The 18656-nt window shown below is 36.1% G+C and carries 22 protein-coding genes; 17 read left to right on the top strand and 5 right to left on the bottom strand.

Annotated elements, in window-relative coordinates; genetic code table 11:
• Positions 1-99 precede the first annotated feature (99 nt).
• Genes ACZ47B_RS06315 through ACZ47B_RS06295 form a run of 5 tightly spaced genes read left to right on the top strand, consistent with a single transcriptional unit; the run spans position 100 to position 4323 of the window.
• Positions 100-891, top strand: coding sequence for an HDOD domain-containing protein (locus ACZ47B_RS06315; protein WP_464893690.1), 792 nt, complete (start codon positions 100-102; stop codon positions 889-891).
• On the top strand, positions 888-2276 hold the full coding sequence (locus ACZ47B_RS06310) for a chemotaxis protein CheX (protein WP_464893689.1): 1389 nt from the start codon (positions 888-890) through the stop codon (positions 2274-2276). Before ACZ47B_RS06315 ends, ACZ47B_RS06310 begins: the two co-directional genes overlap by 4 nt.
• A 12-nt stretch (positions 2277-2288) precedes the next feature.
• Positions 2289-2933 carry a ribulose-phosphate 3-epimerase gene (gene rpe / locus ACZ47B_RS06305; protein ID WP_464893688.1) on the top strand — a complete coding sequence of 215 codons (645 nt, stop codon included), beginning with the start codon at positions 2289-2291 and terminating at the stop codon, positions 2931-2933.
• 9 nt (positions 2934-2942) lie between these two features.
• The gene (locus ACZ47B_RS06300; RefSeq protein WP_464893687.1) at positions 2943-3542 is read left to right on the top strand and encodes a phosphoribosylanthranilate isomerase; all 600 of its coding nucleotides are present in this window, start codon (positions 2943-2945) and stop codon (positions 3540-3542) included.
• Positions 3543-3564: 22 nt separating this feature from the next.
• Positions 3565-4323, top strand: a complete 759-nt coding sequence (locus tag ACZ47B_RS06295; protein ID WP_464893686.1) for a 3'-5' exonuclease — start codon at positions 3565-3567, stop codon at positions 4321-4323.
• A 21-nt stretch (positions 4324-4344) separates the two neighbouring features.
• On the opposite strand, the gene ACZ47B_RS06290 is transcribed toward ACZ47B_RS06295, so the two are convergent.
• From ACZ47B_RS06290 to uvrB, 5 genes are all read right to left on the bottom strand, one after another.
• Positions 4345-4497, bottom strand: coding sequence for a hypothetical protein (locus ACZ47B_RS06290; RefSeq protein WP_464893685.1), 153 nt, complete (start codon positions 4495-4497; stop codon positions 4345-4347).
• A 16-nt stretch (positions 4498-4513) separates the two neighbouring features.
• Positions 4514-5989, bottom strand: coding sequence for an NAD(P)/FAD-dependent oxidoreductase (locus ACZ47B_RS06285; RefSeq protein ID WP_464893684.1), 1476 nt, complete (start codon positions 5987-5989; stop codon positions 4514-4516).
• Between the two features lie 147 nt (positions 5990-6136).
• Entirely contained in the window at positions 6137-6658 is a 522-nt protein-coding gene (locus tag ACZ47B_RS06280; protein WP_464893683.1) for a gamma carbonic anhydrase family protein, read from the bottom strand.
• Complete coding sequence (locus tag ACZ47B_RS06275; RefSeq protein WP_464893682.1) at positions 6658-8757, bottom strand: RNA degradosome polyphosphate kinase; 2100 nt, start codon at positions 8755-8757, stop codon at positions 6658-6660. Before ACZ47B_RS06275 ends, ACZ47B_RS06280 begins: the two co-directional genes overlap by 1 nt.
• 145 nt (positions 8758-8902) lie before the next feature.
• A complete protein-coding gene (gene uvrB / locus ACZ47B_RS06270; protein WP_464893681.1) occupies positions 8903-10873 on the bottom strand; it encodes an excinuclease ABC subunit UvrB in 1971 nt (656 codons plus the stop codon).
• 89 nt (positions 10874-10962) lie between these two features.
• Here uvrB and ACZ47B_RS06265 point away from each other — a divergent pair, with 89 nt between their 5' ends.
• From ACZ47B_RS06265 to ACZ47B_RS06210, 12 genes are all read left to right on the top strand, one after another.
• Complete coding sequence (locus ACZ47B_RS06265; RefSeq protein WP_464893680.1) at positions 10963-11463, top strand: type II secretion system protein; 501 nt, start codon at positions 10963-10965, stop codon at positions 11461-11463.
• A 58-nt stretch (positions 11464-11521) separates the two neighbouring features.
• A complete protein-coding gene (locus tag ACZ47B_RS06260; protein ID WP_464893679.1) occupies positions 11522-11758 on the top strand; it encodes a hypothetical protein in 237 nt (78 codons plus the stop codon).
• Between the two features lie 147 nt (positions 11759-11905).
• Entirely contained in the window at positions 11906-12124 is a 219-nt protein-coding gene (locus ACZ47B_RS06255; protein WP_464893678.1) for a hypothetical protein, read from the top strand.
• A gap of 93 nt (positions 12125-12217) precedes the next feature.
• A complete protein-coding gene (locus ACZ47B_RS06250; RefSeq protein WP_464893677.1) occupies positions 12218-12721 on the top strand; it encodes a type II secretion system protein in 504 nt (167 codons plus the stop codon).
• 57 nt (positions 12722-12778) lie between these two features.
• Positions 12779-13249, top strand: coding sequence for a type II secretion system protein (locus ACZ47B_RS06245; RefSeq protein WP_464893676.1), 471 nt, complete (start codon positions 12779-12781; stop codon positions 13247-13249).
• A 5-nt stretch (positions 13250-13254) separates the two neighbouring features.
• Entirely contained in the window at positions 13255-15111 is a 1857-nt protein-coding gene (locus ACZ47B_RS06240) for a primosomal protein N' (protein WP_464893675.1), read from the top strand.
• Positions 15112-15162: 51 nt separating this feature from the next.
• Positions 15163-15408 carry an AbrB/MazE/SpoVT family DNA-binding domain-containing protein gene (locus ACZ47B_RS06235; RefSeq protein WP_464893674.1) on the top strand — a complete coding sequence of 82 codons (246 nt, stop codon included), beginning with the start codon at positions 15163-15165 and terminating at the stop codon, positions 15406-15408.
• Entirely contained in the window at positions 15402-15740 is a 339-nt protein-coding gene (locus ACZ47B_RS06230) for a type II toxin-antitoxin system PemK/MazF family toxin (RefSeq protein WP_464893673.1), read from the top strand. Before ACZ47B_RS06235 ends, ACZ47B_RS06230 begins: the two co-directional genes overlap by 7 nt.
• 14 nt (positions 15741-15754) lie before the next feature.
• Positions 15755-15943, top strand: coding sequence for a hypothetical protein (locus tag ACZ47B_RS06225; protein ID WP_464893672.1), 189 nt, complete (start codon positions 15755-15757; stop codon positions 15941-15943).
• A gap of 34 nt (positions 15944-15977) precedes the next feature.
• Complete coding sequence (locus ACZ47B_RS06220) at positions 15978-16178, top strand: type II toxin-antitoxin system RelE family toxin (RefSeq protein WP_464893671.1); 201 nt, start codon at positions 15978-15980, stop codon at positions 16176-16178.
• Positions 16175-17242 (top strand): flavodoxin-dependent (E)-4-hydroxy-3-methylbut-2-enyl-diphosphate synthase, encoded by a 1068-nt coding sequence (ispG, locus tag ACZ47B_RS06215; protein WP_464893670.1) that lies wholly within the window; start codon positions 16175-16177, stop codon positions 17240-17242. The genes ACZ47B_RS06220 and ispG overlap by 4 nt, the downstream gene beginning before the upstream one ends.
• Positions 17235-18656 carry a replicative DNA helicase gene (locus ACZ47B_RS06210; RefSeq protein WP_464895711.1) on the top strand — a complete coding sequence of 474 codons (1422 nt, stop codon included), beginning with the start codon at positions 17235-17237 and terminating at the stop codon, positions 18654-18656. The genes ispG and ACZ47B_RS06210 overlap by 8 nt, the downstream gene beginning before the upstream one ends.

The raw sequence follows: 18656 nt of genomic DNA, 5'->3' as shown, positions 1-18656 counted from the left end.
TCCTCTTGTAGTAAAATTGGTGGATAATTATATAGAAAAATAACAAAATTTTTGCTTAATTTACCTCTGTTTTATAAAATAAAAGATAAAATATCACCTATGTTAAAAAGCAAAATTGAAAAATTCATTGAAAATATCCCGGCTATTCCCAAAAATGTACAGGTATGTGCCAAATTTTTGGAAGAGGGTGACTTGAACAAAGCTGCAAAAAGTGCTCTTAGGGATCCGGCATTTTCTCATTATCTCATCATTTTGGTAAATAAGCCTATATTTGGGCTAAGACATGAAGTGAAAGATATAGAACAGATTTTTGGGATATTGGGTATCGAAAAAGCATCCCAAGTGGTAAATGCATACTATGCCAAGCTGATACTGCCTAAGTCCTGGAAAGTTTTCGGCATCACAAACAGTGACTTTCAAATGCTGCAGGCTTCTTTGATCCGTAACTGGAACAAGATACTAAATCATGAAAATCAAAACAGTATGCCATTGGCTTCCATCATATCATTGCTGCCTGCTTCTTTGATCATATGTGAAGAGATTTTTGAAGAAAATATAGAAGAAGTCAAGCTTTTAAAATTACAAAAATATATGAGTTATGATGAGATACTCTATAAGATGAGCGGTTATAAGATTTTCGATATCTTTATGATAATTTGCAGAAAATGGGAACTAAGTGAAACATCCATAAATTTTGTAGAGTATATTTCCAAAAAAATTGAAGACAATTCCAGCTTTTCAAAACTTGCAAAATATATACATCTTTTAATGTTTTATGAACTCTCACGACCAAAATACATAGAAGCCGGACTAAATGACTTTATAGAGTTCGATGTAGAGTTTGTCAGTGATATTTATGAAGATTTTATGCAGATAGTTGAGAGCGAATGAGACCTGTTATAAAGAAAAATAGTGCCATATTCTATCCTCAGGGATTTTTGGATGGATTGAACGCTTCAGTTATCATCGAGCCTTCAGATAACGGTTTTGTTATCTCCAAAAGACCAAAAGCGGTATTTGTTTCTTTGAAGAAGATAGTTTTTTTTAATAAAAAAGGACTTTCCATACTTGTTGATTCATTGAAGCTGATACAGGACAAGCTGCATTGTGCCATAGGTTTTTGTGAATATGATGATAAAAAATACAAAACTATACTTTCTATGTTTGACGGGGATTTGGAATTTTCTCTTTTTGAAAATTTAAAAGTAATGTCTTTGTTTTTTGATGAAAACAGCGACGGCGAAAAAAAGATACTTATCTACAATGATGATGCGGATCAAAAAAATCAGTTGGCTATAGAATTGTATGAGATGGGGTATAAACCCTATGTCGCCAAAGATTTCAGCGATTTTAAAGAAAAAGAGGATGAGTACATCAAGTACGGCATAGTCGTTCACTACTCATATATTGCAAATGCCGAACACAGGATAAATGTTCATATAAAAAACAATATGATCTTTTATGTTTTAAATGATTTCATTGATTCTGATATAGTAAAAAAATTCGATACAGTTTATCATAACAATCTTCTAAGAGTAGGGTTTAAAGTATTTGTGTTTGATATCACCAATGTTTCATCGATGAATATACACGGAGTCAACTTTTTGGCAAAACTCTCCACTGCCGGAGCGGAATACGGTACGACATTTTGTATGGTGGGAGTAAATGGTAAAAAACTGAGCCAACAGTTAAAAAACGATCTTGAGGATTCAGGCATCATTCTTTATAAAGATATGGAAGAGTTTTTGAGTGATGAAGAGATAAAAAAAGAGTCCATCAGTGGCGGAAAAGTTCCTGCAAAGAGCAAAAAACTGACAAAAAATATCATAGCACATTTAAATACATTTGTCGATACAACCATACACATTACCCAAATGCTTTCACAAAAAAAAGGAAAGAAAAAAAGTGTGAAGATAGATACTTTAGACCCCGACAAAGAGAGGGATCATTTTATCGTTTTATTTGGGGTCTATAAAGAGATAAATGCTACATTTTCCATGATATTTTCAAAAGAGTTGCTTGTTAGAACCTGTAAAATATTTATAGATGATGCTTCAAAAAAAGAGGAGCTGTATGATGCACTAAGCGAATATGCCAATATAGTCTCTTCCAAGATCAAGTCAGACTTCAAACTTCATAAAATCGATGTAGAGATAACGCTTCCTAGGGTTTTTCAAGATATTGATCAAGCTATGGAATTTTATGATAGTAGAAAAGGTGTTTGCATAGAGCTTGATTTTGAAGGTGAAATTTTAGAACTGTTTTTAAGTAGATAGGAAAGGAAGAAAATGTTAGTAGCACCAAGTATGTTATCATGTAACTTTGGAAAACTTGAGGATGAAGTAAAAGCGATCTGTGATGCAGGGGCCGACAAGCTTCATATAGATGTGATGGATGGTCACTTTGTGCCCAATATGACTTTTGGACCGGTGGTGGTGGAGCATATAGCAAAAACTTCAACAAAACCCTTAGATATCCACCTGATGGTAAAGAACAATACTTTTTTTGTCAATATGTTCGCTCCTTTGAAGCCAAAATATATCTCTTTTCATATAGAAGAAGAGAAACATCCCCATAGGCTTTTGCAACACATTAGAGATCTTGGTGTAAAACCGGGAATCGTTCTAAACCCTTCTACGCCACCTGAGAGTGTCGAATTTTTACTTGACAATTTGGACATGATACTTCTTATGAGTGTCAATCCCGGTTTTGGAGGACAGAGATTCATACCTTCGGTATTGGAAAAAGCCAAAAGATTGAAAGACTTGCTTCTTAGAAAAGGCTCGAATGCTCTTATAGAGGTTGACGGCGGAGTAAATGACAAAAATATACATGACCTTAAAAATGCGGGCGTGGATGTAGTGGTTGCGGGAAGCTATGTGTTCAGGAATGATTATAAAAAAGCGATTGAAAAATTAAAAATTAAAAATTAAAAATTAAAAATGAAAAAAGTGAAAATATGTGGCATTACAAACCTTGAAGACGCTCTTTTTGCCTGCGAGGCGGGAGCTGATGCACTTGGATTTGTTTTTTATGAAAAATCTCCCAGGTATATAAAGCCGGAGATTGCAAAAGAGATATCCTTGAAACTACCGCCATTTGTAAAAAAAATAGCGCTTTTTGTCAATGAAACACCTGAATTTATAAATGAAACAATGAATAAAACTTGTATGGATATGGCGCAACTTCATTTTGAAGTATCGAAGGATTTTTTAAAAAATCTTGAGTGTGAGTACATAGAGGTCAAAAGAGTCAAATCAAAAGAGGATATTTTGAGTAGAAAAAGCGATGGATATGTTTTGGTTGACGCATATGTTGAGAGTTATGGCGGAGAAGGCAAGAGGATACACAAAGATTGGTTTGACGGTGTTGATTGTTCCAAGTTCATACTTGCCGGCGGACTAAATGAAAAAAATGTAAAAGAGATGATGGATTATGGTTTTTACGGATTTGATGTCAGCAGTGGAGTAGAGAGATCAAAAGGCATAAAAGACCATAAAAAGATAAAAAATTTTATAAAAGCCGTAAAATATGATAACTAGCCTAAGTAATATAGTAGAAAAAATGTCTTCCCCTAAAGGCATAACAAAAAATGAATTTGTAAAAGAGTGTAAAGAAAATTCATTGATAGTAAATGAAGATGAGATAGATTTGGCGATAGATTATATCAATAATGCCGGTATAGATACCATAGAAAAAGATGATAAAATATTTTCAAAAACCAGATTTAGACCATATAAAGATGAAATTTTTTGCATAGTAGACATAGAAACCAATGGAAATTCTCCGCAAAATGACCAAATTATAGAACTTGGAGCCATCAAGTATCAAAATGGCAGGATAATAGACAGATTTGAGAGTTTTGTGTATAGTGATTTTGTACCTGATTATATCAAGAGGATAACAAATATTTCACAAAATGATCTTATCGGTGCTCCAAAGCTAAAAGATATATTGAAAGAATTTAAAAATTTTTTAGGAAATTCAGTATTTATCGCTCACAATGTAAGATTTGATTACAATTTCATATCACAATCTTTTCAAAAATTTGGGTTTGAAGAGTTGTTAAACAGAAGACTTTGCACTATAAATCTGGCAAAAAAAACCATCGAATCAGAGAGATATGGCTTATCTTTTTTAAAAGAGCATCTTCATATAGACATAGACAATCATCACAGAGCCTACGCCGATGCACTTAGTGCACTCAGGATATTTGAGATATCATTAAAAAACATTCCAAATGAGATAAATACTACTGAAGATTTGATAGAGTTTTCCAATCCTCCTAAAAGGAAAAGAAAAAAACAAGCCAAGAGCGCATAAGCTTTTGGCTTGATTATGTTTTTAGTGGTGTGATTTCAAGATCAAAACTGTCATTTTTAAATTTATCCATAAAAACTGGATAAGTTGCCAGATGACACAAGTTCTCATGAAAATAGTAAATTTTGACGGAACCGGTGTATAGTCGTTTTGTGTATATTGTTCAATTTTTCTCATATATTTCTCCTTTTATTTATTCAGGTATTATTGTCCAAAATGGCTTAAGTTTTGCCTTCCAGATAAATGCATAATGAAGCAAGTGTTTTACCCAGTGACCAGCCAATCCTATAGTGCCGAATGTTCCATTCAAGTCTCTCCCGTATTCATACTTTTCATAATCCGGAATGATAGGATACATTGTCATCGCTGCAGCGGTTCCGTTAAACAGGCCCTTGCCCGCACTTGCTACACAAGCCGCACCCATTTCCGCCATACAAGCAGTGTGAGTTGGTTTGTCCGCTTTTCCTTCTACCATGTCTCTTATGCTCTGGGCCACTGCTTTACCCATCATAGCGCTTGGCATACCTGTTCTTGGAGGAGTTGGATTGATAGGTGTTCCGTTTGGTGAACTCATCGGCTTACTTATAAAATGAGGAGGAGCAAAAGCGATACCTACTGCAAACATATTGGCATAGTCTGGATTTTGAAGAGTTTTTGGCCAGTCATTAGGTGACCAATTCTCAAAACCCTTAGGTCCGCTTGTATAGTCTGCATCAACTTTCATGAAACCTGCCGGATTAAATACTTTTGAAGTTATATCTTCTCCTGCTTTATCATAAGCTTTCATACCTGCTCCGGCAAACGGAGGTATAAGCATAGCAAAATCAAATGTCTCTTCATGCATAGTTCCATCTAACTGTTCATAGTGGACAACACCTTTTTCTACCTTGTTGACATGTGCTCTAGTTATCCATTTTACTGCTCTTTCGGTATAGAGGGATTCGGCAAATACTTTACCGCTTGTTATATATCCGCCTCTTTTTATATGCATACCGCCGACACCGAAGTCGCCAAGTTCATATTCGTTTGATATGTATGTTATGGTTGCTTTATCTCTAACGCCTTCGTCTCTTAGTTTGTGATCTACATTGAAAGTGTATTCAAATGCGGCACCTTGACAGGTACACATTCCGTGACCCGTACCTATAAGAAATTTTTTATGTTCACCTTTTTTCATCTGCTCGATAACAAGCTCGAGTTCATTTGCCGCATGCGCTGCGTGTGAAGCACTACAAACTGATACTGTATATTCTCCAGGATGACCCTCGCCGTTTCCAAGCCCTGGAGTCGCATCGAAGTTCAGTTTAGGACCTGTTGCATTGATGAGATAATCATATGTAACTTTTTCTAGCTCACCTGCTTTATTTGGATCGGTATATTCTACGGTAACGTAAGGCTTTGCCTCTTCTTCACCACCTTCAGGGTGAATTGAGAGTGCTTTTGCCTGCCTGTAGTCAATACCTGCTTTTTTATAAACCGGTGCAAGCTCAAAAACAACTTCTTCAACACTCATTTGACCTACGCCTACCCATATATTAGACGGTATCCAATTCCATTTTGCATTTGGTGTTACAACTACTACTTCATGTTTCCTGCCCAGCCATTTTGCTAAAAATGTTGCGGCCGTATGTCCTGAAACACCACCGCCAAGTACAACTACTCTCGCCATATGATCTCCTTATTTTAAACTTCAAAAGGTTACTTTAAAATTAAACCCTAGTTTATTATTGTTTTGTGTATGTGTATTATAACATTTAATTATTAAAATATTATTATTTGATGTTATATGATTTTTGATATTTATTATAAAAAAAAGTTATAAGTAACTATTTTTGTAGTCAACATACCTTTTTGCCGAGCTATAAAGCTCCTTTACTTCTTCATCGCTTAATTCTCTTATGACTTTTGCCGGAGAGCCGACTATAAGGCTTCTGGGAGGGAATTTTTTCTCCTTTGTTACAAGCGAATTTGCTCCCACTATGGACTCTTCACCTATGACGGCACCATCAAGTATAGTAGCACTCATTCCTATAAGAGATCCTTTTTTTACGGTACAGCCATGAAGCATTACTTTGTGTCCTATGGTAACATCATCTTCTATAATGGTAGGATTTCCTTCAGGATTTTCAAGTGATGCATGAGTTACATGTATCATGCTCATATCTTGTATGTTAACCCTATCTCCTATACTTATATAGTTCACATCACCTCTTATAACGCATCCAAACCAAACCGAGCTGTCATCTCCTATGGAAACTTCACCTATGATGTCGGCGCTGTTTGCTATAAAAACGTTTTTCCCTATTTTTGGAGTTATCTTATCGTGAGTATATATCATTAGTTATCCTTACTAAATTTTCTTGCCAAATTCCTGCCTTTTTTTGTTCTGTCTTTATAGAGTGATTTGTAAAGTTTGTTTATAAAACTTTCAAGTATTTCATGGCAGTTTATCGGCTTTTCATCTTGTTTTCTTATTTTTTTGATATATGTTCCATTTTGCTGGAGTTTCCAGCTAAGCTCGTTGTCAGCCAATTGAAGGTCAAGTATCTCTTTTAGCGTATGAGAAAGCCTCTCATCCTCGATAGGCGACATAAGCTCCAATCTTCTCTCAAGATTTCTTGGCATCAAGTCTGCACTTGAGATATAAATATATGGGAAAGAGTGCTTAAAGTAGTATATCCTTGCATGCTCAAGATATTTTCCAACTATCGAAATGACATTGATATTTTCACTTACTCCTTTGATACCGGGTTTCAAGCAGCATATGCCTCTGATGATAAGATCGATCTTAACTCTAGCTATAGATGCTTTATAAAGAGCTTTTATGATGTCTTGATCAACCAAAGAGTTTGCTTTTAGTATGATATGGCCGTCTTCTTTGTGTTGGATTTCATTGTTTATCATACCAAGCAGTTTTGGTTTTATCTGAGTCGGAGACATACTTAGATATTTTAGCCTCTGTTTTTTTGCAAAACCGGTCAGGATATGGAAAAAAGTGGTGCTGTCTGTTACGATTTTTTCTCTTGAAGTAAAGAAACTTATATCACTGTATATCTTCGCGGTTGCTCCATTGTAGTTTCCGGTTGCCAAATGGATGTAAAATTTTAGTTTATTGTCAACTTTTCGTATGATTTGAGTGATTTTTGCATGTACTTTAAATCCACTTATGCCATATACTACATGAGCACCCGCTTTTTCAAGCGATTTTGCCCATACAAGGTTGTTTTCTTCATCAAACCTGGCTTTTAGCTCAACCATAACAGTTACCTGTACGCCATTGTTTGCCGCATCTATCAAAGCCGCGACTATGGGTGAATTTTTCTCAACCCTGTAGAGTGTCATGCGGATTGATAAAGTCTTTGGATCTTTTGCCGCGCTTTGGATAAGTCTTGTAACAGGCTCAAAACTCTCATAAGGATGAACAAGCAAAGCTTCGCCGTTTTCTATGGTATCGAAGATAGATCTGTTTTCATCAAAAGGCGGCAGGATTTTGGGTTTGTTAGACTCGAGTGTCAAGTGCGCAAAGTGTTGATTCCCGACTATTTGCCAAAGAGTTCCAAGATTTAGCGGTATATCATACTCATATATATCTCTTGGAAATATTTTCAAATGTGCATTTAAAAATTCGAGTATATCCTCATCAGTTCCGCTTTGTATCTCAAGTCTTACAAAAGCACCTTTTTTTCTAAGCTTAAGTCCTTGTTCGAGTATCTCCATGAAGTCATCAGCTTCCTCTTCCTCTATGACTATGTCGGCATTTCTCGTTACCCTAAAAGCTGATACGCTCCTTGCTATGAATCCGGGAAAGAGATTTTCTATATGTTTTTCCACAAGTGATTCTATAGGTATATAGTGAGAGTCATCGACTTGGATAAACCTTGGAAGCATTCTTGAGATTCTAACCATACCAAACTTTGTTTCTGTTTGATTATCTTTGTCTGTCAGCTTTACCGCAAGAGCGAAACTTAGATTGTTAAGATGTGGGAAAGGATGTGTGGAGTCAACGGCTATAGGGATGACGATAGGAAAAAGATGCTCGAAGAAGTATTCATCGGCAATTTTTTGAAGATTTGCATCGAGTTTGTCATACTCTGTTATGAAAAGCCCCTCTTTTTGAAGAGATGAGGTTATCTCTTTATAGCTTGAAACCAACTCATCTTTTTCTTTATTGAGGTATGCTCTTATCTCTCTTAGTTGCTGTAAGGGAGTCAGTTTGTCAGGACCAGTATCTACAACCCTTGCTGAAAAAAGCTGCTTTAGACCCGCAACTCTTATCATGTAAAATTCATCAAGATTTGTTGCATAAATGGCTAAGAACTTCAACCTTTCAAGTAAAGGCAAATTTTTCAAAGTTGATTGCGCTAAGACTCTACTGTTAAATTTCAGCCAGGATAATTCTCTGTTGATGTAGTATTCCGGATTGTTAAGATTGACCATATTCTCCCTTTTTTGACTCTCTGCATTTGTTATCATTATATCATATAGTTATTTACATATTAATTACACCCAAAAAACCACCCATCCACTCTCCATTCTCCACTCTCAATTCTCAATTCTCCATTCTCCATTCTCAATTCTCAATTCACCCATTCATCCTTCTTATCTCATCTCTAAGTCTTGCCGCTTCTTCAAACTCCAGATTTTTAGCGGCTTCATGCATCAACTTTTTAAGCTCGTTTACGATTTTTCTTTTTTCAACTGTCGGGATTTTTTCCAGATCCGGTTTGGTTTTGGTATAGTCTTCAAGTTTTAAGTTTTCATCGAGTTTTCTAACTGTACTTTTTGGAGTGATACCGTGAGTTTTATTATACTTCTCTTGTAAAGCTCTTCTTTTTTTGGTTATATCTATCGCTTTTTGCATGGACTTGGTTATCTTTTTCGCAAACATTATAACTTTACCGTTTACATTTCTTGCGGCTCTTCCCATGGTTTGTATGAGTGCGGTTTCACTTCTTAAAAACCCCTCTTTATCAGCATCAAGTATACCTATAAGTGAAACTTCAGGAAGATCCAATCCTTCTCTTAAAAGATTGATACCGACTAACACATCAAATTCGCCAAGCCTCAAGCCTCTTATGATCTGATTTCTCTCGATCGCGTCTATATCGCTGTGCATATATTTTACTTTAAGTCCAAGTTCTATGTAGTACTTCGTCAACTCTTCAGCCATCTTTTTTGTAAGGGTTGTGACTAAAACTTTCTCATCTTTTTCAACTCTTTTTTTGATCTCATCATATAGTTTTTCTACTTGATACTCACTGTCAACCACTTCAACCTCGGGATCCAAAAGACCCGTCGGTCTTATGATCTGTTCGGCTACATTTTTTTCGGATAGTTTCAACTCATACTCGTTCGGTGTGGCACTTACAAATAAAAACTGATGAGCCTTCGAGATAAATTCATCAAATTTCAAAGGTCTGTTATCAAGTGCTGAAGGAAGCCTGAAACCATACTCTACAAGTACCTCTTTTCTACTCCTGTCACCCGCGTACATCCCTCGAAATTGAGGAAGACTCACATGTGACTCATCAACTATCAAAAGATAATCCTCTCCCATAGCCTCATAGTAGTCGAACAAAGAGTATGGAGTTTCACCTGCTTTTTTACCTGTTAAATACCTTGCATAGTTCTCTATCCCCTTGCAAGCTCCCGTACTCTCCATCATCTCAAGATCGAACTCCACTCTTTGTTTTAGCCTTTGATACTCTACGAGTTTTCCTTCACTCTTAAAAAAGTTCAGCCTCTCTTCAAGCTCTTTTTCTATCTCTTTGATAGCCTCTTTAAGCCTATCTTGTCCGACTATGAACTGATTTGCTGCATAGATGACTATCTTTTTTAACTCTTTTCCTATCTTTTTGCCGGTTAGTACATCAAAGTAGTATATGCTTTCAACTTCATCTCCAAAAAATTCCACTCTTACCGCTTCATCCTCTTTGTATGCAGGAAATATATCAAGAACATCCCCGTTTACTCTAAAATCCCCCCTGTCAAAAAAGTTGTCATTTCTTTTGTATCCCATATCAACGAGCCTTAAAAGCAGCTCTTTTTGGTTAAGTTCTTGCGAAACCTCTATGCTTTGAACCATCTTTTTATATTCATTTGGATTTCCAAGACCATAGTTTGCTGAAACGGAAGCTACGCATATGACATCATCATAACTCAAAAGTGAAGCTGTGGCACTTAGCCTTAGTCTTTCAAGTTCAGCGTTGATGGAGCTGTCTTTTTCTATGAAAAGATCACTTCTTGGTATGTAGGCTTCAGGTTGATAGTAGTCATAATAACTTATGAAGTACTCTACATGATTTTTTGGGAAAAAACCTTTGAATTCACTGTATAGCTGGGCTGCAAGAGTTTTGTTGTGAGTCATGATGAGTGTGGGCAGGTTTGTCTCTTCTATGATCTTAGCCATAGTAAAAGTCTTACCGCTTCCTGTAACCCCCACAAGTGTTTGATACTTGTTACCTCTTTTTATGCTCATGGAGAGCTTTTCTATGGCTTGAGGCTGATCTCCTTTTGGAGCAAAACCGCTGGATAATTCAAATCTTTTTTTCATCATTGTTTCCATTTTTATATTTTTTTGATATTATACTCAAAATTGATAAATGTATCGGTTTTTAAGCATGAATTGTTTTAGGAGTTTTTATGAGAAGAGAAGGTTTTACTATGATAGAGCTTATCTTTGTTATAGTGATACTTGGTATATTGGCCGCAGTTGCCATACCAAAGCTTATGGCTACAAGAACGGATGCAAAGATAGCATCTTTGGCTCAGCAGATACAAACTGCTATGGGTGAAGTTACAGCTTATCCCATTACCCAGGGGGGAGCCAAAAGCTTGAGGGAAATGTCACAAACATTGGATGAGATGGTGCACCAGCATAAAGCAAAAGATACAAACGCTTCTTTTAGCGGATGGCATCATGCTTTCAATGCGCATATCATCAACTCAAACAGGATAGCAAGCATAACCATAGGTTCAAAAGATAACTCAGCGGATATGGAGGATTGTTTTTTGCTTGAAGTGAACAGTACGAACTTTTCCGTAAAACACAATCCAAACTCTACAGGTACGATTTGCCAAGGTGTGAAAAATATCATAGAGGATGCAAACTACACTATAAGTGGCACTGTGCTGGTCTTTTAACTTTCAGTAAAGTTTTGGTATCATTAGGCATAAATTTTATATATTAAAGAGGGTACGTATGTTATTTGAAGATACAAGTAAAACAAAGATACTAAGTCAAAAGATAGATGAGCTTTTAAGAAATTATAAAGAGTTAAAAGATGAAAACGAAAGACTTAAAAACGAAGTAGCGACTTTGAAAGCCAGCAATGAAGCAAAAGATATACATATAAAAAGACTCGAAGAGAGAGTAAGCGTAAGTGATGTAGAGAGCGAGGATATACTAAGTAAAATTGAGGAAGTGCTTAGTAGGTAGATGAGTGAATGAGTGAATGGGTGAATGGGTGAATGGGTGAATGATAAATATAAAAGATATTTCCCCACATCTACTATATACCCATCCTCCCATCCTCCCATCCTCCCATTTACCCATTTACCCAAAAATTCCAAAGGAATATTATAAGTGAAAAAGTTAACTATCTCTATAGCGGCTAAAAGATATGATATATCTGTCAGTGAAGAGTTTGCTTCGACTTTTGAAAAAGAGATAGAAGAGACTTTTACCAAAGGTAACAACGATATAAAAACTCTCCTTAGCGCTTATGTAAAAAAAAGTTATGAAAAGTTTTTGCTTGAAAAAGAGATAGACATGATAAATGAAAAATTAAAAATTAAAAATTAAAAAATTTAAGATTTTTTTAATTTGATTTAAGGTAAGATTATGGTTCGGAGATGATAAGTGTATCATCTTTAGATATTTTTTAAGGAGTCTCAGATGAGAAGAAGTGGTTTTACAATGATTGAGTTGATCTTCGTGATCGTAATCCTCGGTATATTAGCAGCAGTTGCCATACCAAAACTAATGGCCACAAGAACAGACGCGAAAATCGCAGCAGTTACACAACAGGTGCAAAGTGCGATAGGTGAAGTTCCCGCATATGTTACTTCACAAGGCAAAGTTGATCAATTAGATACAATGTCTCAGGTGCTTAAAACAATGAAAGATCAAGGAAAGGCAGTAATTACTACCTCTAATGCTACTGCGAGTGGTTTTGGTAATGCTATGCAAGGTCTATTTGATGCAAACATGACAAGTTATGCTATCGTAGGTGCGCAAGATAATGCCGGTGATATGGAAGACTGTATTGGTATGGAAGTAAATTCAACTACATTAAAAGTTTTTGATAACAATGGATCTACCGGTGATATATGTGCCGGTGTAAAAGCAAGGATAAAAGATGCTAGCTATACCATAGGTGGAAGCAGCGTAACATTCTAAAAATCATAAAGAAGCAAGATATCTCTTGCTTCTTTCTCTCATAAAAGGTTATCCGTTTTGAAAAGTCAAAAATCCGCATTTACTCTTCTTGAGCTTGTTTTTGTTATTGTGGTCATAGGTATACTTGCGGCTATCGCAGTGCCTAAGCTGATGGTTACGAGAAACGATGCGGTTATCGTCAAAGGCAAAAGTCAGGTTTCAGCTATAAGAAACGGTATATCTCTTCAAAAGTCAAGAAATATGCTAAAAGGTGACTCCACCCCATATCCCGATAAATTGGATAATGTAAATACATACAATGTAAATGACCAAAAACTTTTTTATTTTAACGACGGAAACAGTTCCAACATTTTGGAGTATCCCATCTACTCAAAGAAAAATGCCGACGGACACTGGGTCAAAACTGCAGCTAGTACTTACGCTTACTATGTTACAAGAGATACAAATGTAAGTTTTGACTACAACAGTACCACAGGAAGCTTTGACTGCGACCATACAAACAACAACTGCAAACAACTTACCCAATAGGACAAGTGATATCTTACTACGAAGCAGCCCTTTTAAATTCTCCTCTTGAGCCTTTAACTTACAAAAGTAATCACCCCCTTTTGCCGGGAATGTTAGTAGAAGTTCCGTTTCGAAATACTCTTAAAAAAGCCGTCATATTAAAAGAAGTAAAAAAACCGGCTTTTGCCACCAAAGAGATAAGTAAAGCTACCGAGCATTTTTTCCCTCCAAATTATCAAAATATCGTAAAATTCATCAGTGAGTATTATGTGTGTTCACTTGGTGAAGCTTTTTCTCTTTTTACTCCTTTTGAAAAAAGAAGTGAAAAAAACTCTTTTAAAGTGAATGAGGATAAATTTGTTTTAAAAGAGTTATCCGCCAAACAAAAAGAAGCTTTGAAATTTGTGGAGAACAATGACATATCTCTGCTCTTTGGAGATACAGGAAGCGGAAAAACCGAAGTTTATACCCATCTTATGGCAAAGACGCTAAAAAAAGGGAAAAATATCATCTTTTTGATGCCGGAGATTTCCTTGACTACTCAAATGCAAAAAAGACTTGAGAATGTATTTGATAAAAGAGTCGCTCTATGGCACTCAAAAGTAACAAAAAAAAGAAAAGAAGAGATCATAAAAGGCTTGAAAGAGGGCAGTATCCGCATCATAGCCGGTGCAAGATCGGCTCTTTTTTTGCCTGTTGAGAGCCTTGGACTTATAGTAGTTGACGAAGAACATGATAACAGTTACAAGTCAAACTCCCGCCCAAGATACAACGCAAGAGACTTGGCTGTTTACTTTGGAAAAGTTTTAAAATGTAAAGTTGTTTTAGGCTCGGCTACCCCATCGCTTACAAGCTACAACAAGTATCCCCACTTCAGACTAAAAGGAAGCTATGCCGGAGAAAAAAAAGAGTATATTTACGAAAAAAACAGTGATGAAATATCACCAAAGATCATTGATGAGTTAAATAGAGCGATAAAAGAGAAAAAACAAGCCGTTGTGTTTTTGCCTACAAGAGCGAATTTTAAGTATATAAGCTGTTTTGATTGTGGTGAGTTTGTATCTTGTCCCTTTTGTTCAGTCGGACTTAGTCTACATAAAGATAAAAACGCTCTTGTTTGTCATTACTGCGGTTATGTCCAAAGGATTGTAAAAGAGTGCCCAAGTTGTAAAAGTACTCATCTAGGATCATTTAGAATGGGAACCGAGGAAGTTAGAGAAAAGTTAAGCACTATCTTTCCAGAAGCAAATATAGCCAAATTTGACAGAGATGCCATAAAAAGTACAAGAGAATTAAATAGAGTGTTAAAAGAGTTCAACGATAAAAAACTCGATATACTTGTAGGAACGCAGATGCTAAGCAAAGGTCATGATTATGAAGGCATAGGACTTTCCGTGATACTTGGTATCGATACACTGCTAGCGCAAAATGACTTTAAAGCCAGAGAAAATGCCCTCTCACTTGCTGTACAAATAGCAGGAAGAAGCGGAAGAGCAGGTGTGGGAAAAGTTATCTTGCAAACTTCAAATGAAGAATTTTTTAAAAGATATATGGATGATTACGAATCATTTTTAAAAGACGAGTTAAGATACAGAAAAGGGTTGTATCCGCCTTTTAAAAAGTTATCGAGGATACTGATCTCCCACAAAGATAAAAAAAAGGCAAAAGAGACCTTGGAGGTTGTACTTGATTGTCTCAAGATAAATCTTCAAAAAGATGTAGAGATAGTAGGAAGTGGCGAAGCGAATATACAAAAAATCGCTTCAAAATACAGATACCACATACTTCTAAGATCCACATCTTCAAAAGCACTTTTGCAAACCATTTTACGATGCAAACAAAACCATTGTGAAGTGGATATGGACCCTCTGTCTTTTTCTTGACACTAATTATAAAATTTGATATACTTTGGATATACATATAAAGGAGTTTTTATGATAGCTACTATCTCTAAATGGGGAAATTCGCAAGGACTTAGATTTCCAAAAAATATCATAGAAGAGTTAGAGTTATCCATAGGAGATAAAGTTGAGATAACAACACAAAAGGATAGAGTTATCATTAAACCCTTAACTCGAAAAAGAAAAAAGTATGATATAAATGAATTGGTAAAAAATATACCAAATGATTACCGTCCTTATGAGGAATTTGGCTCTAAAAGCGGGAATGAAGAGTGGTAGAAAGATACATTCCGCAAATCGGCGATATTGTCATCTTGAGTTTTGATCCTCAAAGTGGTCATGAACAAAAAGGTCGAAGACCTGCTCTTATAGTCAGTAATAAAGTATTTAACCGTCATTTGGGTTTATCTTATGCCTGTCCTATCACAAATACAAAAAGAGACTTTCCTTTTCATGTGAAATTGGATAGTAAAAAATTAACCGGCTATATCATGGTAGAGCAATTAAAATCTATAGATTACAACTCGAGAAATATAAAATTTGTAGAAAAAGTCAAAAAAGAAACTCTTGAGGAAGTTTTAGCTATAGTTGAGAGTATTATAGAAATATAAAAGTGAGGTAAGATATGAAATCAATCGTCATAAATGTCAAAAATGACACTATATTTGAAAAAATTAAGTGGTTGATAGAGCATTTTAAGCATGATGGTGTAGAGATAGTTTCTAAAGAGGATTTGGAAGATTTGAAATTATTAAAAAAAACCAGGAATGATGAATGTATATCTTTTGAAGATTATTTAAAAAATGAAAATTAGTATTAGAAAAAGTGCTATTAAAGACTTAAGATCAATGGATAAGAAATTGAGGACAAGTATAGAAAATAAAATTCTATCTTTAAAAGATTTTCCAAATGTAAGTAATATAAAAAAATTGACAAATTTTGAGCCTGCTTATAGATTGAGAGTAGGGGACTATAGAGTGCTTTTTGATGTCAAAGATGATACTATCTTTATAGGTAGAATTTTACATAGAAAGAAAAGTTATAAATGATAAAAAGATATAAAACAAGTCAGATTTTTATAGGTGATGTTGCCATAGGTGGGGATGCTCCCGTGTCAGTTCAGTCTATGACATTTTCCAAGACTGCTGATGTAGAGGCTACTTTGGAGCAGATAAAAAGGCTTCATTTTGCGGGGTGCGATATAGTAAGAGTTGCGGTTCCTGACTATGAGGATGCTTATGCTTTGGAGGAGATAACAAAAAGAAGTTCACTCCCGGTAGTAGCTGATATACACTTTAACTACAGATTTGCTTTGATTGCAGCCAAATGGGTAGATGCCATCAGGATAAACCCGGGAAATATAGGGGATAAAAAAAGAGTCAGTGAAGTTGTAAAAGCTTGTAAAGATAGAAATATCCCCATAAGGATAGGGGTGAACTCCGGAAGTCTTGAGGAGCAGTTTGAAAACAGGTATGGTCAAAGTGCAAAAGGCATGGTCGAATCCGCTCTTTACAATATAAAATATCTCGAGGATTTGGGATTTACCAACTTTAAAGTTTCACTAAAAGCCAGCGATGTCGAAAGGACAGTTGAAGCATACAGGGCGTTAAGACCCTTGACTGACTGTCCGTTTCATTTAGGAGTTACTGAAGCCGGTACTCTTTTTCACTCTACCATAAAGTCTTCCATAGCTCTTGGTACTCTTTTGCTTGAGGGTATAGGTGATACCATGAGAGTATCTATCACGGGCGAGCTTGAAAAAGAAGTTGAAGTTGCAAGAGCCATTTTAAAAGACAGCGGCGTAGCCAAAGAGGGACTAAATATCATCTCATGCCCTACTTGCGGTAGGATTGAAGCAAATCTCGTAAAGGCCGTAGCAGAAGTTGAAGAGAGGCTAGGACATATCAAAACTCCATTGAATGTTTCTGTTATGGGATGTGCGGTCAATGCACTAGGTGAGGCAAAAAGTGCCGATGTCGCCATAGCTTACGGAAAAGGAAGCGGTCTTATCATAAAAAAAGGCGAAATAGTAGCAAAACTAAGTGAAAAAGATTTGGTTGAAAGATTTGTAAAAGAGGTTGAACTTGCCGCAAAGGAGATGGATGATGGTTGATACGCTAAACAGTGTAAACCTTGAAAAAGCGGTTTTAAGTTCCATTATATTTGATCCCAATACTTTTGAGAGTGTCGCTGAAAGACTAAGTCCAAAAGATTTTTATCTTCCTTTTCACAGATATCTTTTTGAAGCTATGCTTGAGTGTGAAAGAGAGGAAAAACCCATAGATGAAGAGTTTTTAAAGAAAAAACTTCATCAAAAAAACAGTTTCGATGAAGAAGCGTTTCTTGAAATCCTTTCATCAAACCCGCTTTCCAATACTTCAGCCTACATCGAAGAGATAAAAGACAAAGCCATAAAAAGAGAACTTTTATCTTTAACAAGTGATATAAAAGAGGTTGCCGTAGAAAAAGATATGCCCTCAAACGATGTGGTGGATTTGATACAGCAAAAACTCTACAAGATAACAGAAGAAGCAAACAGTAGCGACTTTAGAGATTCACCTGAAATTGTCGAATCAACTCTTAAGCATATAGAAGAGATGAAAAAAAGAGGAAACCAGGGAGTGGTTGGAGTCGATACCGGTTTTAGAAAGTTAAATGAATTAACCGCAGGTTTTGGAGAGGGCGATCTTATCATCATAGCTGCAAGACCTGCCATGGGAAAGACCAGTTTTGCTCTGAATTTGGCAGAAAAAGCTCTCAAAGACAAGCTTGGAGTAGCTATATTTTCACTCGAGATGCCTTCAGAGCAGTTGATGCTCAGGATGTTAAGCTCCATCACTTCCATATCGCTACAAAAGTTAAAGATAGGGGATTTGAGCGATGATGAATTTTCAAGACTTTCAAGTGCTATGGATGAGATGAGCAAATCCAAACTCTTTGTCGATGATAACGGCCTAGTCGATATACACCATGTAAGAAGTAAACTTAGAAAATTAAAAACCAATCACCCAGAGATATCTTTGGCCATAATAGACTACCTTCAACTTATGAGTTCAAGTGGCAGCAAAGATAGACACTTGGAAGTTTCAGAGATAAGTAGAGGTTTGAAACTGCTTGCAAGAGAGCTGAATATGCCTATTATCGCGCTTTCTCAGCTTAACAGAAGTCTTGAGAGCAGAAGCGATAAAAGACCGATGTTAAGCGACTTAAGAGAGAGTGGAGCGATAGAGCAGGATGCCGATCTTATACTTTTTGTTTACCGTGACGATGTGTATAGGGTAAGAGAAGAAAAAGAAAAAGAGATGAAAGCGAGAAATGAAGGAAAAGAGTATAAAAGTAACTTTTTTGCCAAACCCGAAGAAGATGCCGAGATCATCATAGGAAAAAACAGAAACGGTCCTGTTGGGGTAGCGGATCTTGTTTTTCAAAAGAGTTGTACGAGGTTTGTTGATAAGAGTACAATGCCTCTTGAGGTAGTTTATGAGGATGTAAAAGAGGCAAAGATAGAGATACCTTCGGGAATATGA

The sequence above is a fragment of the Thiofractor thiocamini genome, assembly GCF_055384375.1.
This window is presented reverse-complemented; position numbering and strand designations above follow the sequence as displayed.

Excerpts from the sequence above, each read along its gene's own strand:
- ACZ47B_RS06315 (WP_464893690.1), top strand. The coding sequence starts at position 100 with ATGTTAAAAAGCAAAATTGAAAAATTCATTGAAAATATCCCGGCTATT.
- ACZ47B_RS06310 (WP_464893689.1), top strand. The coding sequence starts at position 888 with ATGAGACCTGTTATAAAGAAAAATAGTGCCATATTCTATCCTCAGGGA.
- rpe (WP_464893688.1), top strand. The coding sequence starts at position 2,289 with ATGTTAGTAGCACCAAGTATGTTATCATGTAACTTTGGAAAACTTGAG.
- ACZ47B_RS06300 (WP_464893687.1), top strand. The coding sequence starts at position 2,943 with ATGAAAAAAGTGAAAATATGTGGCATTACAAACCTTGAAGACGCTCTT.
- ACZ47B_RS06295 (WP_464893686.1), top strand. The coding sequence starts at position 3,565 with ATGTCTTCCCCTAAAGGCATAACAAAAAATGAATTTGTAAAAGAGTGT.
- ACZ47B_RS06290 (WP_464893685.1), bottom strand. The coding sequence starts at position 4,497 with ATGAGAAAAATTGAACAATATACACAAAACGACTATACACCGGTTCCG.
- ACZ47B_RS06285 (WP_464893684.1), bottom strand. The coding sequence starts at position 5,989 with ATGGCGAGAGTAGTTGTACTTGGCGGTGGTGTTTCAGGACATACGGCC.
- ACZ47B_RS06280 (WP_464893683.1), bottom strand. The coding sequence starts at position 6,658 with ATGATATATACTCACGATAAGATAACTCCAAAAATAGGGAAAAACGTT.
- ACZ47B_RS06275 (WP_464893682.1), bottom strand. The coding sequence starts at position 8,757 with ATGGTCAATCTTAACAATCCGGAATACTACATCAACAGAGAATTATCC.
- uvrB (WP_464893681.1), bottom strand. The coding sequence starts at position 10,873 with ATGAAAAAAAGATTTGAATTATCCAGCGGTTTTGCTCCAAAAGGAGAT.
- ACZ47B_RS06265 (WP_464893680.1), top strand. The coding sequence starts at position 10,963 with ATGAGAAGAGAAGGTTTTACTATGATAGAGCTTATCTTTGTTATAGTG.
- ACZ47B_RS06260 (WP_464893679.1), top strand. The coding sequence starts at position 11,522 with ATGTTATTTGAAGATACAAGTAAAACAAAGATACTAAGTCAAAAGATA.
- ACZ47B_RS06250 (WP_464893677.1), top strand. The coding sequence starts at position 12,218 with ATGAGAAGAAGTGGTTTTACAATGATTGAGTTGATCTTCGTGATCGTA.
- ACZ47B_RS06235 (WP_464893674.1), top strand. The coding sequence starts at position 15,163 with ATGATAGCTACTATCTCTAAATGGGGAAATTCGCAAGGACTTAGATTT.
- ACZ47B_RS06225 (WP_464893672.1), top strand. The coding sequence starts at position 15,755 with ATGAAATCAATCGTCATAAATGTCAAAAATGACACTATATTTGAAAAA.
- ACZ47B_RS06220 (WP_464893671.1), top strand. The coding sequence starts at position 15,978 with ATGGATAAGAAATTGAGGACAAGTATAGAAAATAAAATTCTATCTTTA.
- ispG (WP_464893670.1), top strand. The coding sequence starts at position 16,175 with ATGATAAAAAGATATAAAACAAGTCAGATTTTTATAGGTGATGTTGCC.
- ACZ47B_RS06210 (WP_464895711.1), top strand. The coding sequence starts at position 17,235 with ATGGTTGATACGCTAAACAGTGTAAACCTTGAAAAAGCGGTTTTAAGT.